19 protein-coding genes are annotated in these 15,365 nt (G+C 67.7%); 13 read left to right on the top strand and 6 right to left on the bottom strand.

The annotated features are described in order from the left end of the window. Window positions 1-459 precede the first annotated feature (459 nt). From M6B22_RS11055 to M6B22_RS11035, 5 genes are all read left to right on the top strand, one after another. Entirely contained in the window at window positions 460-1,293 is an 834-nt protein-coding gene (locus M6B22_RS11055; RefSeq protein WP_269441604.1) for a hypothetical protein, read from the top strand. Between the two features lie 432 nt (window positions 1,294-1,725). Further along, window positions 1,726-1,998, top strand: coding sequence for a type II toxin-antitoxin system TacA family antitoxin (locus M6B22_RS11050; protein ID WP_269441603.1), 273 nt, complete (start codon window positions 1,726-1,728; stop codon window positions 1,996-1,998). A gap of 11 nt (window positions 1,999-2,009) precedes the next feature. Then, window positions 2,010-2,537, top strand: a complete 528-nt coding sequence (locus M6B22_RS11045) for a GNAT family N-acetyltransferase (RefSeq protein ID WP_269441602.1) — start codon at window positions 2,010-2,012, stop codon at window positions 2,535-2,537. 219 nt (window positions 2,538-2,756) lie between these two features. After that, window positions 2,757-2,954, top strand: a complete 198-nt coding sequence (locus M6B22_RS11040) for a hypothetical protein (protein ID WP_269441601.1) — start codon at window positions 2,757-2,759, stop codon at window positions 2,952-2,954. Continuing rightward, window positions 2,938-3,276 carry a type II toxin-antitoxin system PemK/MazF family toxin gene (locus M6B22_RS11035; RefSeq protein ID WP_269441600.1) on the top strand — a complete coding sequence of 113 codons (339 nt, stop codon included), beginning with the start codon at window positions 2,938-2,940 and terminating at the stop codon, window positions 3,274-3,276. The genes M6B22_RS11040 and M6B22_RS11035 overlap by 17 nt, the downstream gene beginning before the upstream one ends. 365 nt (window positions 3,277-3,641) lie before the next feature. Here M6B22_RS11035 and M6B22_RS11030 read toward each other — a convergent pair whose 3' ends face one another. Then, window positions 3,642-5,117, bottom strand: a complete 1,476-nt coding sequence (locus tag M6B22_RS11030) for an MFS transporter (RefSeq protein ID WP_269441599.1) — start codon at window positions 5,115-5,117, stop codon at window positions 3,642-3,644. Between the two features lie 154 nt (window positions 5,118-5,271). Here M6B22_RS11030 and sigJ point away from each other — a divergent pair, with 154 nt between their 5' ends. Together sigJ and M6B22_RS11020 are read left to right on the top strand one after the other, a co-directional pair. Next, window positions 5,272-6,144, top strand: coding sequence for an RNA polymerase sigma factor SigJ (gene sigJ / locus M6B22_RS11025; RefSeq protein WP_269441598.1), 873 nt, complete (start codon window positions 5,272-5,274; stop codon window positions 6,142-6,144). A gap of 223 nt (window positions 6,145-6,367) precedes the next feature. Further along, window positions 6,368-7,429: a fatty acid desaturase family protein gene (locus M6B22_RS11020; RefSeq protein WP_269441597.1), complete on the top strand. Its 1,062-nt coding sequence runs from the start codon at window positions 6,368-6,370 to the stop codon at window positions 7,427-7,429. Between the two features lie 66 nt (window positions 7,430-7,495). Here M6B22_RS11020 and M6B22_RS11015 read toward each other — a convergent pair whose 3' ends face one another. The 4 genes from M6B22_RS11015 to M6B22_RS11000 all read right to left on the bottom strand — a co-directional run bounded on the left by M6B22_RS11015 (window position 7,496) and on the right by M6B22_RS11000 (window position 9,783). Then, window positions 7,496-7,990, bottom strand: coding sequence for a DUF5994 family protein (locus M6B22_RS11015; protein ID WP_269441596.1), 495 nt, complete (start codon window positions 7,988-7,990; stop codon window positions 7,496-7,498). Between the two features lie 266 nt (window positions 7,991-8,256). Next, window positions 8,257-8,427 carry a hypothetical protein gene (locus tag M6B22_RS11010; protein ID WP_269441595.1) on the bottom strand — a complete coding sequence of 57 codons (171 nt, stop codon included), beginning with the start codon at window positions 8,425-8,427 and terminating at the stop codon, window positions 8,257-8,259. Between the two features lie 2 nt (window positions 8,428-8,429). After that, window positions 8,430-8,786, bottom strand: a complete 357-nt coding sequence (locus M6B22_RS11005; RefSeq protein ID WP_269441594.1) for a PRC-barrel domain-containing protein — start codon at window positions 8,784-8,786, stop codon at window positions 8,430-8,432. 133 nt (window positions 8,787-8,919) lie between these two features. Then, window positions 8,920-9,783, bottom strand: coding sequence for an NAD(P)H-binding protein (locus M6B22_RS11000; RefSeq protein WP_269441593.1), 864 nt, complete (start codon window positions 9,781-9,783; stop codon window positions 8,920-8,922). Between the two features lie 75 nt (window positions 9,784-9,858). Between M6B22_RS11000 and M6B22_RS10995 the strand changes: the two genes are divergently transcribed. The 3 genes from M6B22_RS10995 (at window position 9,859) to M6B22_RS10985 (ending at window position 11,397) form a co-directional block, all read left to right on the top strand. Beyond that, on the top strand, window positions 9,859-10,293 hold the full coding sequence (locus tag M6B22_RS10995; RefSeq protein WP_269441592.1) for a MarR family winged helix-turn-helix transcriptional regulator: 435 nt from the start codon (window positions 9,859-9,861) through the stop codon (window positions 10,291-10,293). A 144-nt stretch (window positions 10,294-10,437) separates the two neighbouring features. Next, window positions 10,438-10,971, top strand: coding sequence for a carboxymuconolactone decarboxylase family protein (locus tag M6B22_RS10990; protein WP_269441591.1), 534 nt, complete (start codon window positions 10,438-10,440; stop codon window positions 10,969-10,971). A gap of 66 nt (window positions 10,972-11,037) precedes the next feature. Then, on the top strand, window positions 11,038-11,397 hold the full coding sequence (locus tag M6B22_RS10985) for a VOC family protein (RefSeq protein WP_269441590.1): 360 nt from the start codon (window positions 11,038-11,040) through the stop codon (window positions 11,395-11,397). A 67-nt stretch (window positions 11,398-11,464) separates the two neighbouring features. Here M6B22_RS10985 and M6B22_RS10980 read toward each other — a convergent pair whose 3' ends face one another. Next, a complete protein-coding gene (locus tag M6B22_RS10980) occupies window positions 11,465-12,028 on the bottom strand; it encodes a YceI family protein (protein WP_269441589.1) in 564 nt (187 codons plus the stop codon). Window positions 12,029-12,190: 162 nt separating this feature from the next. Between M6B22_RS10980 and M6B22_RS10975 the strand changes: the two genes are divergently transcribed. From M6B22_RS10975 to M6B22_RS10965, 3 genes are read left to right on the top strand one after another with little or no spacing between them, the layout of a single operon-like run. Then, window positions 12,191-13,384 (top strand): PP2C family protein-serine/threonine phosphatase, encoded by a 1,194-nt coding sequence (locus tag M6B22_RS10975; protein WP_269441588.1) that lies wholly within the window; start codon window positions 12,191-12,193, stop codon window positions 13,382-13,384. Next, window positions 13,381-14,913: a sensor histidine kinase gene (locus M6B22_RS10970; protein ID WP_269441587.1), complete on the top strand. Its 1,533-nt coding sequence runs from the start codon at window positions 13,381-13,383 to the stop codon at window positions 14,911-14,913. Before M6B22_RS10975 ends, M6B22_RS10970 begins: the two co-directional genes overlap by 4 nt. Continuing rightward, window positions 14,913-15,362 (top strand): response regulator, encoded by a 450-nt coding sequence (locus M6B22_RS10965; RefSeq protein WP_269441586.1) that lies wholly within the window; start codon window positions 14,913-14,915, stop codon window positions 15,360-15,362. Before M6B22_RS10970 ends, M6B22_RS10965 begins: the two co-directional genes overlap by 1 nt. Window positions 15,363-15,365: the final 3 nt, after the last annotated feature.

Here is a 15,365-nt window from a genome sequence, read left to right as displayed (position 1 = left end):
ACGCCGCTGCCCCAAGGCCAATCTGTCAGGCTCCGGACACCGGCGACTCAAACGGGCTGCAACCAGCCGGTAGGCGATCGAGCGACGCTAACCGACGAGGAGAGGTAGAAGCCACTGAACGCGCGTGCTCCACGCTGCTGACCCCTCTTCTGTCACAGACGAGGCCGGGTCACGGTGGAGCGAAGCGATCTGATCCGCGCCCGCGATGTGATCGAGGTGCCCAGACACTTTTTCCTCCGCGCATATCGATCACACGGATGCTCAGGGGTCGGCGCCGATAGCCGATGTTGCCGACGACGATAGACGGTGAGTTCGGCTGCTGCGACGGTCACGGCGCGGCGCTGGGGACCGAACTCGCTGAGCCGGCCGTCGGCCCGACAGGAAGTGCGCAGTTCAGTGCTACGGCCGAACTCTTGATGTAGGTTCGCGGAGTCTCATGATCATGGGAGGTTCAAGCCCATGTACAACTTGATTGTCGGCTTCACCAGTGGCCAGGCGTCGCCGGACCGCGTCGTCGAGTACACCGACAACGCGATACTCCAGTACATCGCGCCGTCCGGCGCGGTCGATCCTGCGCGCCTTCGCAACTTGCCGACGTTACTGATGCCAGAGGTACAGGACGGCGGCTCGCGCCAGGTGGCGCGCGTGGGACATGTAGAAGATCTGACGCTGACCGGAGGTCTCTACCGCTTTCGGTTCGTTCCCACTCCTGGGCTCCCGGAGATCGACACATCTCGAATCGAGGACTTGGCTCAAGCGCTTCAAATCGACAGATGGGAGTTCAATCGCACCCACTGGGCCGTCAAAGACGTCGACCTTTATGCGGTCGTCCACGAATCGATACTCGGGCCCACGCTAGGGCCGAAGGTCTTCCGGCTACCGACGGAACTTCCAACAGAGCCTGACCTCGTCGCGGTGATGATGCCATTCGCCACTGATTTTGCCACCGTGTACACCTCGCTTCAGGAGGCGGTCGCCGCAGCGCGTATGCGGTGCTTCCGCGCGGACGACATATGGGTGAACGCCCACATCATGGATGACGTGATCAACCTGATCTGGCGTTCACGCATCGTAATCGCCGACCTCAGCGGCAAGAACCCGAACGTCTTCTACGAGACGGGCATCGCGCACAGCCTCGGTCGGGAGGTCATCCAGATCACGCAGTCCATGGACGACGTTCCCTTCGACCTACGCGCCATTCGGACGTTGACGTACCTGAACAACGGCGAGGGTCGAGACGGCCTCAAGCAGCGGCTGACCGAGCGGCTGATGAGCCTGGCGTCGGCGCCGTAGCGATGCACGACTGAACTCGTCCAGCTGGTACTTCCAGCGACTAGCGCGGCAAAAATGGCCACGCACATTCGGCGCGCGTCGTCTCAGTTTCAGTCTCAGTTCGCTCGGCATCGCGGGGTGCCGCCGCGGCTCGCCCAGTAGCCGAGCCCCCGTAAACGCTGGCCCACGATGCCGCGCGACACCCGCCACTCAGAACTCGAAAGCGTGTGTGGGTAACACCACCGTGGGTTCGAATCCCACCGCCACCGCCCTGAAACCCTTATCGCATAAGGGTTTCTGCCTTCCTCCGCTCGACCACAGAAGTCGTCGAGTCGGGTTGGTCGAGCGTGCAGCCGGCTACCACGCGCCAGGAACGCTTGACATCCAAGATAGGCGTACATACAGTGTCTGTACACGACTGCCAGGGTGCGGCCGTTCGTTCAAGGAGTTGTCATGCCTGCCACGAAGAGTGCGCGTTTGAACCTGCGGCTCAACGCCGACGACGATGCGCTCCTGCGGCAGGCGGCGGCGGCGTTGGGGCAGTCAGTGAGTGAGTTCCTGACCAGCTCGGCTGTGGAGCGCGCTCACGACGTGCTCGCTGACCAGCGTCACTTCGACCTCGACGTCGAGACGTGGAACAGGTTCGTGGCCATCCTTGATGAGCCTGCCGAGCCTGACCCGGCCTTGGTGTCGCTGTTCTCGCGGCCCTCGCGGATCGAACGCTGACTGCTCGCGGTATGCGGCTGCGTCGCTATGACGAGGTCAACCCGTCGGGAGAGCAACGCAAGGCGTTCGACTGTGGTCATGACAGCCTCAACCGCTGGCTGACCACTCAAGCCCGCCAGAGTATGGACTCGCGCGCCGCAGTGACGCACTTGTTGCTGGACGATGATGTGATTGCCGGCTATTACTGCTTGTCGGCTGGATCGGTCAGTCGGCAAGACGCCCCAGCCGAGATCGCGCGACGGGCGGCTGACCCCGTGCCCGTGATCCGCATGGGACGCTTTGCCATTGATCGCGCCTATCAGGGCCAGGGCTGGGGGCCCGACCTGCTTCGTGAAGCGATAAGGTCTGCCACCGCGTCCTTAGAGGTCATCGGGGCCCGGGCGATGTTGGTCGACGCGATCGACGACGCCGCACGCAACTTCTACCTCCGCTCCGGGTTTGTGCCCCCGCCGATTGCGTCGATGCAACTGCTCCTCAGGCTCGAGGTTGCCCGCCTGTCGCAGGCCGCGTCGGAGGCTTCCCGTCGCACTGGCGGATGACGGGGAGGAGCTCTCGGAGCTGGTCGAGACCGGCGCGCTCATGAGCGAACTGGGAGGCCGAGATCTCGTGATGGCGGGGGGTTCGTCCTTGTACATCGCGCTCTCGCCTCCCTCTGGCGTGTCGCCCCCTGCACCGCCCCGGCATCCTGCCCGTGCGTGATGACGACGCGGACGGTAGCGATGTAGATGGATTCGTCTACATCGCCTACCGTTGATGCCATGGCCGAGACGACGACGATCCGGGTCGACCGGTCGACCCGGGATCACCTGAACCGACTGGCGCGCGAGCGTCACATCACCGTCGCCCAGGCTGCATCGCGAGCGGTACGGCTACTCGAGCAGGAGCAGATCGGCCGTGACCTCGCGGCGCCGTTGACCACCGACGAGACGGCTTGGCTTGGTGCTGACGGGGGGTGACGTCGTCGAGCTGGACCTCGGGTTTCCCGAGGGTTCCGAGGTCGGCCTGGTACGCCCGGCCGTGGTGGTGACGGCGGACCGGATCCTGCGTGGCGGCCCGAACGTCGTCCAGGTGGTCCCGTTGACACGCACGATCCGGTCCAGCGCGAGCGAGGTCGTCATCGAGCCCGCCGCGGGTAGCGGCCTGGCGCTGCGCTCGGCCGCGCAGTGCCAGCATGTGCGCGCGATCGCTACCGGACGGGTTGGTGCCCGCCTCGGCAACGTCGGCGTGGTGAGCCTGCGGCAGCTGCGCGAGACGCTGGCGCTGATCTTCGACCTCTAGCGTCAATCGGCTGCGAACAGACCTCGCGGACCTCCGATGGCCGGCCGCCACCATGCGGTCCGTCGTACCAGTTTCAGTTTCAGTTTCACCCGATGTCGTGAGGTATCGCGCAGGGCCGCGAAGCAGCCGCCCCGGCGGAAACGCCGGCCTACGATCCCGCGCGGTCCCCGCCACTCAGACTCGAAAGCGTGTGTGGCTAATGGCCACCGTGGGTTCGAGGGGTGGACGGTGCCGAGCTGCCAGCGCCTGCTCGGTGAGCAGGCGTCCGGTGGTCCGTTGGCGCCGATGACGGTGATGCGCATGATCTCTGCTTCGATCGACCTGACTGAGGTGAGTAGGTAGGTCGAAGCTGACGTGCCTGAGGGCTACGGCGTCGTAGCTGGCTCGAGCACCGGACTTGTGACCTGCGGTTCGAGTTGCTCGCCGCGGCTGTTCGTGGTGCGCAGGGCGATGACCGCGGTGGCGAGGACGAAGGCGGCGCCGGTTAGCAGGGCTCGGTGGAATCCGGAGGTCAGCGCGTGGGCGGCGCTGGCGTGCTTGATCAGCAGGTGATTGGTGCGGGCGGTCGCGATCGCCGACAGGATCGCCAGGCCGAGCGCGCCGCCGACCTGTTGCGAGGCGTTGAGCAGCGCGGCGGCAAGCCCGGCCTGGTCGGCGGGTACGCCGGCGTTCGCGGCGGTGGTGACCGCTACGAAGACGCCGCCCAACCCGAAGGAGACGATCATCAGCCCTGGGAACAAGTCCGTCATGTAAGAGCCGTCGACGGGCACCCGAGACAGGTAGTACAGGCCGCCGGCGGCGATGACGGCGCCGGCGGTGATGATCGGGCGAGTGCCGATCCGGGCCAGTAGCTGAGAGCAGATGCCCGCCGAGAAGCCGACTCCCACGCACAGCGGCAGGTAGGCGGCCCCGGTCCGCAGCGGCGAGTAGTCCAGCACGGACTCCATGTAGAGGGTGAGAAAGAAGAACATCGACAAGAACCCTGCGAGCGCGATCAGCTGCGTCACGTTCGCGGCGGCCAGCCCGCGCACGCGGAAGATCGACAGCGGGACGAGCGGATTGCCGCTGCGCGCCTCGGCGAGCAGGAACGCGCCCAGGAGCACCGCCGCGCCGGCGAGTTCGCCGATCGTCTTGGCCGAACCCCACTGCTGATCAGGCGCCTTCACCAGCGCGTAGACCAGCAGCAGCATGCCGCCGGTCCCTAGCACGGTGCCGGTCAAGTCGAAGTTGGCCAGCGGTGCACTGCGCCGCGCACCGGGCAGTAGTACAGCAACGGCGACGAGCAGGAGTACGGCGATCGGCGGATTGACGAAGAGCACCCACCGCCACCCCGGGCCCTCGGTCAGTACGCCACCGAGGAACACTCCGGCGGCGGAGGCCAGGCCGGCCACGCCGCCCCACACGCCCAGCGCGGTGTGCCGGTCCTTGCCCTCCGGGAACAGCGTGGTCAGAAACGATAGTGCGGCGGGCAGCATGAGCGCCGCTCCCAGGCCCTGCGCGAGGCGGGCGCCAACCAAGGTGCCGGCGTTTTGCGCGAGTCCACCGAGTAGGGAAGAGGCAGCGAACAAGACAGTCCCGGCAATCAGGACGCGGCGGCGGCCTAGTAGGTCACCGGTTCGTCCGCCGAGCAGCATGAAACCGCCGTAGGTGAGCAGGTAGCCGGAAAGCACCCACTGAAGGTTCTGCACTGAAAAGTGCAGGTCCGTGCGAATGTGGGGCAGCGCAATATTCACGATCGACGCGTCGATGAAGTCGAGGAATGCGATCGCGCACAACAGCGCCAGGGTGAGTCTGCCGCGGCGCGTTGCGAGGAACGACGGTGCAGCGGTGGGTGCTGCCATGGAAAACCTCCGGTCTCGACGGGTGGTGCCTGCAGAGATGTCGTCGACGACCGGTGCGCTCGTGACCGGATGTGATCAGGTTCGGGGGCGGTCACATCGAGCGCACCCGTTTCGTCATGCGGGTAGGACCGACAACTTGGTGAAGGGCGCGAGCGTGGACGACGAGATGCGGCTGGCCGAGCAGTTCGAGAACGACCGCGCGCGCCTGCGCGCAGTCGCCTATCGAATGCTCGGCTCGGTCAGCGAGGCCGACGACGCGGTCCAGGAAGCATGGATGCGGCTGAACCGTTCCGGCGCCGCCATCGACAACCTGGCCGGCTGGCTGACCACCGTCGTCGGACGGGTCTGCCTGGACATGCTGCGCGCCCGCCGCGCGCGGCGTGAGGACTTTCCGGGGACCTGGCTGCCCGAACTGGTCGTCCAGAGCGAGGACGCGAACGATCCCGAGCAACAATCCCTCATCGCCGACTCCGTCGGCCTCGCGCTGCTCGTCGTGCTTGAAACACTCACCCCGGCTGAACGACTCGCGTTCGTCCTACACGACATGTTCGACGTACCGTTCGACCAGATCGCGCCGATGCTCGATCGCACGCCCGAAGCCGCTCGGCAACTCGCCAGCCGCGCACGACGCCGGGTACAAGGCGCACCAGCCGTTCCGAATCCCGATCTGACCAGGCAGCGCCACGTCGTCGATGCCTTCCTGGCAGCCGCCAGAGCAGGAGACTTCGACAAACTCCTGCACATCCTCGATCCACACGTCGTCTTTGACGTCGACCGCGGCGGCCGCCGGGCGGTCGCGCCTCTACTCATCGGCGCCGACGCCGTGGCGCGCCAGGCTGCCAGCCAGGGACCCCGCTTCGCCACGCTGTGCCACCCGGCCCTGGTCAACGGAGCTGCTGGCATCCTCGTCCGCGGCAGCCGCGGACCGATTGGCGTCGTCCGGCTGACCCTTGCCGATGATCGCATCGCCGAGATCGACCTGATCCTCGACCCGGACGAATTCGCCAGCCTCGACGTGCGGCTGTGACCTAAGGACCGCGCGCACATTCGATGGCCGTCCGCCACCATGCGGCCCGTCGCGTCCAGGCGCGTAGACTTGCGAGGGCTGGGACCTAGCCAGCCCGGGCCGGCAGCCCGACAAGCTGCCGTGAGCGTCAGCTCGTAGCCGGGCACGATCGGCGGCCTTCTCTGAGGGTGCCTCTCATGCTCTTTCTCCTCTTCTTGCTCCGTACCTCCGCAACGGTGACGCCGTGACGGCCACCGCGGCCCGCGGCAGCGACTACGCGGCGCTGATCAAGACCGTTCGCGACGCGGGTCTGCTCGAGCGCCGCCTGCCGTCCTACGCGATCCGCGGCCTGCTCACGCTCGGCCTGTACGCGGCCACCTGCCTCGCCGTCGTGTGGGTGGGCGACTCCTGGTACCAGTTGATCAATGCGGCCGTCTTCGGCCTGGCGTGGGGGCAGATCGCGTTCCTCGGCCACGACGCCGGACACCAGGCCATCTTCACCAGTCGGCGGTCGAACGACGCGCTCGGTCGTACGCTCGGCAACTTCCTGGTCGGGCTGAGCTACGGCTGGTGGGTGGACACCCACAACCGCCATCACGCGAACCCGAACCACGAGGACCGCGACCCTGACATCGGCGACGGGGTGCTGGCGTTCACGGCCGCTCAAGCCGCCAGACGCACCGGCGCGGTCAGCAGGTTCATCGCCCGCCGCCAGGCCTGGCTCTTCTTCCCCCTGCTCACCCTGGAGGGCATCAGCTTGCACGTCGACAGCGCCGTCGCCGTGCAGACCGGCAAGTTCCGCAGCGCACGCGGTGGCAGCCGCCGCTACGAGGCCATCGGCTTGATCCTGCACGCGATGCTCTACGTCACGTTCCTACTGCTGGTGATGTCACCGGAGAAGGCGGTCGCGTTCGCCGCCGTCCACCAGGCGGTGTGGGGCGTCTACATGGGCTGCACCTTCGCCCCCAACCACAAGGGAATGGCGATCATCGCGCGCGGGGACACTCTCGACTTCCTACGGCGCCAGGTGCTGACATCGCGCAACGTGCGTGGCGGCCTGATCACCGATTTCGCACTCGGCGGACTGAACTACCAGATCGAGCACCACCTGTTCCCGAACATGCCGCGCGCTTCGCTGCGCCACGCGCAGCCCCTCGTCCGCGCGCACTGCGAAGCCCTCGGGCTGCCGTACTGCGAGACCTCGTTGCTCGGGTCCTACCGGGTGGCCCTGACCCACCTCAATGCGATGGGAGCACCGCTTCGCGCCGAATCGACGGCAGCGAAGCCGGCCATCGCGGGGCTCTGACGATCGGCCATGCGCCTGATCCTGTCGGTCATCGACGGAATCCGGCGTCAGCGGCAGGCGAAGTGGCTACCGCGTGGCGGTCGTGCGGGCCAGTTCGAGCATGCGGGAGGCGCGCTCGTTCGGACCGCTGCGGTTCGCCAGGACCATCACGGCAGCGGCGAGCCCCGGTTCTGCGTCCGGCGGGATGACCAGAATGTCGATCCGCTCGGCACCCCACGCGTCGTGCAGAGAGATCATCGACGGGTCCTGATGGGTGAATCCGCCGAGCCGGACCCGACGGCCGTCGATATCCAGGCGGCGCGTCACCGGCAACCAGGAACCGACCGGATAGGACACCCGGTCCACGTCACGAGCGGCGGTCCAGAGCACCTCGAGCAGGCCGGGCAGCTCCGCCGTGAGATCGCGGGAGCGGGGCCACCACGCGGCGTCCACGTGCGGTGCAGAAGTCACCGGCTGGCGAAATGACACGCGTGCGGCCAGCGCGGTAGGCGGACGCGTCACCGGCTGCTGTGCAGGCGGAGCGAGCAGGGTCGACCTCCGTGGAACGGTCGTCGTGGTCATCCGGTCAGCGTCCCGGTGCCTTGTCTCGACGCGCGCTTACCGTGACATTCCTGGAATCCGGGTTCCTGCACGGAGTCGAGGTTCATCGAGAGTGGGAAGGCCATCGTGGGCCCCGATCTGATCGGATTGCGACCAGTTGGCGATCACCAGAGCCTGTAGCCGGAATCGAATGGCCGGCGTGCACGAGGACTTGGCAAGCTCCAGTCTACGCGGCCTGATGAAGCTCGGCCGGCGCGCCGTGGCTCGATGTCGAGTCAACGAGGCGACTATCGGCTCCGGCCGGCGGTTCGTCGTCCGCGCCGGAATGCGCCGGCCAGGAGGGTAGCCACGAACAACACGCAGGCGATCACGAACAGCCAGATGAGGCCGTGCACCACGAAGCCGATGATGCCCAGCACGATCCATACGATGATCAGGGCCAGAAGTACGGCGAGCATGATTACCGCCGCCCCAGCCGACGCTCGCCCGATGCACCTGGTTCGTAACGCAGGCCGTAATGCTCGAAGATCCGTGGTTCTTCGGTGTCGATGAGCTCGCCGTCGGTGTCGATGGACGGTGCGTTCTTGACCAGCTTCTTCTCTGCGCGGACGCGGATGTGGTCCGGCGACACCCTCGCTTCGAACAGCGGGACGAACACGAGTCGGTGGCGGCCCACCATGCCTACCTTGACCGTGGCGAAGGTGGGCTGCCCGGTCGCCGTGTCGAAGTACACGGCCTCGAGCGAGCCGATCTTCGAGCCGGCAGGATCCACGACGTCGTGACCACGCCAGTCCCGGATGTCTTCTGCTTCGAACACATGCACTCCGTCCCGCCTGCTGGCAGCATTCCCCGTTAGCGCGCCGCGCTAAACCCGGAGCCTGCTCGTCGCCGTCCCCGGCAGCCCGCGGCGATGGCCGCAGATTCCCGGTGACCGGAACGCCGAGGTCACCTCAGCGGTCAAGACCGTCGCGGAACGCGTCGGCGTGACGTCGGCACCAGTCGGCGAACGAACGGGGCGCACGGCCGAGTAGCCGTTCGACGTCGTGCGTGAGGAAGCCTTCGGTGTCCGCGCGCATTTGCCGCAGGCCCTGGACGATGGCCGCCGCAAGAGCCGGCGGCGCACCGTCGGGGTAGCGGAACCGGACGGCCTCCTCGGGCGAGGCCACCTCGCGTACCGGAATCGGCCGGCCGACGGCTTGCTCGAGAATGTGCGCTTGTTCGCGAACGGTCAGCGGCTCGTCGCCGGTCAGCGTGTACGTCGCGCCGACATGCCGCCCGTCCAGCAACGTTGCGGCGGCCACGGCGGCGATGTCGGCAGGGTCGATGAGAGCGGCGCGGCCAGGGCCGACCGGATCGAGGACGAAACCGTCCGAGCGCAGGGTGGCGAGCCAGTCGAGCGTGTTGGTCATGAACCCGGCGGGGCGCAGGACGGTGGCAGGGATGTCATGGGACGCGATCAGCTGCTCACGCTCGTGGTGGAAGCGGCCCATTGCCGGGAGCGGCTCGATGCCCACCGCGTAGCTGGACAGGTAGGTCAAGCGCTCGACTCCCGCAGTCCGCGCCGCGGTGAGCAGGTGGCCGACCGGCGCATGATCGATGCCCGGGAAGAGCACGAAGAGCCGGTCGACCCCCTCGAGTGCGGGCGGCAGTGTCGCCGGGTCCGAGAGGTCTCCGACCACGAGCTCGGCCGCGCGCGGCAGGTTCTCGGCGCGAGCAGGATCGCGCACCAGCGCCCTGATCGGTTCGCCGCTGTGGGCCAGCTGCGCGACCAGCTCCCTGCCGACGTGGCCGCTCGCTCCCGTGATCAGTATCATCACTTCGTCCTTATCGTTAACGGGTAAACGACTAGAACGTTAACGGGTTAATGATCGGACGGCAAGAGGGAGACGATGACCGAGCTGCTCGATCTGTACGGCCGCACCACCAAGGTGGTCCGTGCTGCGACCGACGCCGCGTTACGGCGCCACGGCCTGCGACTTGGACAAGATCACCTCCTGGCGCAGTTGTGGGACGAGGACGGGCGTACGCCTGGCGAGGCGGCAGCGCGCATGGGGGTCAGCACCCCGGCGGTGACGAAGGGCGCGACCGTGCTGGAGAAGGCCGGACTCCTGGTGCGCCGGCGAGACCCAGCGGACAACCGGCTGGTGCGGCTGTGGCTGACCGATGCGGGGAAGGCACTTCAGCAACCCGTCGAGCGCGCACGACGCGAGGTCGAGGAGGCCCTGCTGCGTGACCTAGGTCCGCGCGATGTGTCGCAGCTCCACCGGCTCCTGGAGAAGCTTCGTCAAGCCGCCGCGGAGCTGTCCTCACCATCGGCACCCTGAAGGGCGCACCGAGGCCACCCCTCAGCTCCGCCTTCGTACCCGCGGTGCTGCAGGTCCACCTGGGACGGCCCGGCGATGTCGAGTGAGCCGGAAACGAAGCTGACTGCCCGTCACATTTGCACGCCCGCAGTGCTATAAAGCGGAATGGCTGAATTCATGCCGCTGGTCGAGCCGGAGGAGTTGCCCGAGGATCTGCGCCGCCAGTGGGATGCCACCGAGCGTGAGGGACTGCGTGACTTCCTGCGGTTGATGGCGCATGCTCCCGAGCAGTTCCGGCTGTTCAACGCCGCCTACGCGTCGGCGCGCTTCGACAACCACCTCGGCGTCCGGCTCACCGAACTGGTCCGCATCGCAGTGGCCCAGACGACGCGCTGTCCGGTGTGCATGGCCGGCCGGCACGGGGCGGCGGTGTCGGCGGGCCTCACCGAGGAACTGGTCGGCGAGATCGGCGGCGAGCGGCGATGCATGACCGAAGCCGAGGCGGCCGCGGTGGCATTCGCGCAGCGCTTCGCCACCGACCACCTGTCGATCACCGACGAGCAGACCGCGGCGCTGCGTGAGCACTTCGACCCGCAGCAGGTGGTCGAACTGGCGCTGCTGTGCGTCTTCTGCCTGGTCGGCCGCTTCTCGATGCTCGCCGGCCTGCAGGAGCAGAGCTGCCCGGTGCCTGCGCGCTGACCCGAGATGGGAACTCGTCAGCGCCGGCCGTGGACCTGTGTCATACGCCGGTCGTAGCGTCCGCCCATGGCTATCGCACGCTTTCCCGGATTCGTCATCGACTGCCCCGACGCAGCCGCCCTGGCACGCTTCTACGGCGCGTTGCTCGGCTGGACCGCGAAGGTGGACGGCGACTGGGCCGAGATCCGCCCGGCCGACGGCGGGGACTGCATCTCGTTCCAGCAGGTTGCCGACTACCGCGCACCGCAGTGGCCCGCTCAGACGGTGCCCCAGCAGATGCACCTGGACGTGATCGTGGAGGAGCTCGACGCGGGTGAGGCGGCCGTCCTCGAGCTCGGCGCCTCCAAGGCAGCGCACCAGCCGGGAACGACGTTCCGGGTCTTCCTCGACCCGGCCGGCCACCCGTTCTGTCTCTGCGTGGACTGACCTCGGGACGCCGACCGGCCCCGCAACCTGCGCGGTCGCGGGGCCGGTTCACCGAGCGAGGGGAGCGTCAGGCGGCCTTGATGGCCGAGATCTCGAACTCGAGGGTGATCTTGTCGCTGACCAGCACGCCGCCGGTCTCCAGCACGGCGTTGTAGCTCACGCCGAAGTCGCTGCGGACGATCGTGGTCGAGCCCTCGAAACCGATCCGCTGGTTGCCGAACGGGTCGGTGGCTGCGCCCTGGAACTCCAGCGGCAGCGTCACCGGCTTGGTCACGTCCTTGATCGTCAGGTCGCCGGTGACCTCGAAGTCGTTCCCGCCGAGATGCTTGATCTCGGTCGAGGTGAAGGTGATGGTCGGGAACTTCTCGATGTCCAGGAAGTCGTTGGTGCGCAGGTGCCCGTCGCGCTGCTCGTTGCGGGTGTCGACGCTCGCGACCTGGATGGTCAGGGCGACGACGGAGTTCGCCGGGTTGTCGCCGTCGATCTTGGCCGTGCCTTCGAACTCGTTGAACGAGCCGCGAACCTTGGTGACCATCGCGTGGCGGGCGACGAAGCCGAGCCGCGAGTGGGCGGTGTCGAAGGTGTAGTCGCCGGTCAGGGTGCTGAAGGTGGTGGGGGTGCTGGTGGTCATGTGGAGCCTCTTCCGGTCTGTAGTTGATTGCTCAACCAACAATGTACCCGCTTTCATGATGTGTCAACAACTTCTGCCGGTGAGCCCCGTCACGCAGGCGCGGACGGCGGTAGGGTTCCGGTCTGGGCGAATCCGGTCGCTGGGAGTGGACATGGACGCGTGATGAGGTACGGCGAAACCGGTCCGCACATCCTGCTGATCGAGGACGACGAGGGCGACGCTCTCCTCGTGCGTGCCTGCCTGTCCGAGGCCGGCATCGGCGATACCGAGATCGAATGGTGCCGCACGCTCGCCGACGGCGTGGTCGCGATCAGGCGGCAACCGCGCTGCGTCCTGCTCGACCTCGGGTTGCCCGATGCCGACGGGATGTCCGCGCTGCTCGGTGCTGTCGAAGCCTCCCCTGCGTCGCCGATCATCGTCCTGACCGGACGCCACGGCGAGGGCGGTACCGAGGCGCTGGCGCTCGGCGCGCAGGACTACCTCGTCAAGGACGACATCACCAGCGACCTGCTCGAGCGATCGATCCGCTACGCGATGGAGCGCAAGCGGGCGCAGCGCATCGGCCAGCAACTGCGCGAGGCGCAGTTGAGTTCGGCCGAGAAGTCCCGCCTCGAGCGAGGCCTGTTGCCGACGCCGCTGCTGCGCAGCCACCGGGTTCGATGCTCGACCTACTACCGGCCCGGCCCGGATCACGCGGTGCTCGGCGGTGACTTCTTCGACGTCATCGAGACGCCCGATCACCGCATCCGGGTGGTCATCGGCGACGTGATGGGGCACGGGCCGGACCAGGCCGCCATCGGGGTGCACCTGCGCGTCGCGTGGCGCACCCTGGTGCTGGCCGGCACGCCGGACGTCCAGATCCTGCCGACGCTGGCCACGCTGCTGGCGGCCGAGACGGGCGGCAACTTCGGCTTCGTGACCGCGTGCGACATCACGATCAACCCCGACCTGACCACGACCCTGCGGGTGGCCGGGCATCCCGCCCCGCTGTTGTGCACCCACGGGAAGACGACCTACCTGGACGTCGAGGTCGGGCCGCCGCTGGGCATGGAGTCCGTGGTTCGGATGCGGCCGGGCTGGATCCGGACCGGTGGCTGGCCGCAGACGCACGCGCTGCTGGAGCCGGAGTCCTCGCTGATCGTCTACACCGACGGGCTGCTCGACGCGTTCGCGAACACCGCCGACGGCGGCAGCCTCGGGATCGAGGAGTTCGTGGCGGCCGTCGACGGCTGCGCGTCCGGCGAGGGCACCGTCGCCTCGTGGATCCCGGCTCTGCTCAACGGCGCGCCCAACCAGTCGGTGGTGGACGACACGGCCGTGGTGGTGATCACCACGGGCCCGTCCTCCACGCGATGAGTAAGCCGTCCCGGCGCCGCCTGCGGTTGCGGGCGCGGGGCTGGAGCCTGCGCCGGCGCGTGGTGGTCGGGTTCGGTGCGTTCACCGCGCTGTTCGCGGTGCTCATGACCGCCACCGTCATCTCGCTCGTCGACTTCGTCCGCAAGGGCAACGAGGTCGTCAACCGGTGGGAGCCGGCGGCGGCCGCCACGCAGGATCTGTTCGCCGACCTGGTGAACCAGGAGACCGGCGTCCGCGGCTTCGTCCTCAGCATGAATCGCACGTTCCTGCAGCCGTTCGAGCAGTACAGCGACAAGCAGGCGGTGGACGAACGGCGGCTGCACGAACTGGTCGGGCGCTACCCGGTGCTCGACGCCAACCTGGCGACACTGCAGGCCGTCGCGAAGCAATGGCGCGACGAAACCGCGATACCGCTGATCTCGCTGGTGAACTCGCACGAGCCGTCGGCGTCGAGCCTGGTCGACGACCCCGACGGCAAGACCCGCTTCGACCTGGTCCGCAAGGCGGCAGCCACCCTGTCATCAGCGGTCAACGGGGTGAGCCGGACCGCACTGCACGATCGCTCCAACGCGCTGCGCGCCTTGCTCATCGCGCTGAGCGTCTCCGTGCTGCTCTTCGTCGCGGTCGGCCTGCTGGCCTGGCGCGGGCTGCACCGGTGGGTGCTGGCGCCCGTCGAGGGACTCGCGCTGCAGGCTCGCGATGTCGCTGAGGGGACGGGCGAGCGCCGTATCGTGCCCACCGGCCCGCCGGAGTTCATCGACCTCGGCGGCGACGTGGAGACGATGCGGCGCCGGATCGCGGAGGAGTTGGCCCGCGTCGAGCAGACGAGCGAGGACCTGGCCCGCTCGAACGCCGACCTGGAGCAGTTCGCCTACGTCGCCTCGCACGACCTGTCCGAGCCGCTGCGCAAGGTCGCGAACTTCTGCCAACTGCTCGAACGCCAGTACGGCGAGCAGCTCGACGACCGGGCGCGCGAGTACATCGCTTTCGCGGTGGACGGCGCCAAGCGGATGCAGGCGCTGATCGCCGACCTGCTCGCGCTGTCGCGGGTGGGCCGCTCCACGGACGCGTTCGTGCCGGTGGACACCAACCTTGCCCTTCGGCGCGCGATGAGCAACCTGGACGAGAAGATCGTCGAGGCCGGCGGCGGCGTCGGGCACAGCGACCTGCCGATCGTCATGGGCGATCCGACGCTGCTCGTGTCGCTGTTCGAGAACCTGGTCGGTAACGCGATCAAGTACCGCTCCGAGCAGCCGCCGCTCGTCGTGGTCACCGCCGTGTCCAACCGGCAGACGCACACCTGGACGTTCGCGGTCAAGGACAACGGCATCGGGATCGAGCCGCAGTATGCCGACCGGGTGTTCGCCATCTTCCAGCGCCTGCACCTGCGCGGCGAGTACGCCGGAACCGGCATCGGGCTCGCCCTGTGCCGCCGGATAGTCGAGTTCCACGGCGGCCGGATCTGGCTCGATACGTCCGCCACATCGGGTGCTACCTTCCGGTTCACACTTCCGGAAAGGGCGTCTTAGTGAGCACATCCCCGGCACCGCAACAGCCCCTGCGGGTGCTGCTGGTCGAGGACGACCCCGGAGACGTCGTGATCGCGCGCGAAGCGCTGGACGCGGCCAAGCTGCACACCCGGCTCACGGTGGTGAGCGACGGCTCCGAGGCGATGGCGTACCTGCGCCGCACGGGTGAGCACGCCGAGGCGGCGCGCCCGGACCTGATCCTGCTCGACCTGAACCTGCCCGGCATGTCCGGGCACGAGGTGCTGGCCGAGGTGAAGTCCGACCCGGAACTGCGCAGGATCCCGGTCGTCGTGCTCACCACGTCCGCCGCCGCCGAGGACATCACCAAGAGCTACGACCTGCACGCCAACGTCTACGTGTCCAAGCCCGTCGACTTCAACGCGTTCGCCCGGGTGGTGAAGAAGATCGACGAGTTCTTCGGCAAGGTGGCGCAGCTACCCCCGGACTGATCA

This window comes from Jatrophihabitans cynanchi (genome assembly GCF_027247405.1).
GTDB lineage: Bacteria > Actinomycetota > Actinomycetes > Mycobacteriales > Jatrophihabitantaceae > Jatrophihabitans_B > Jatrophihabitans_B cynanchi.
This window is presented reverse-complemented; position numbering and strand designations above follow the sequence as displayed.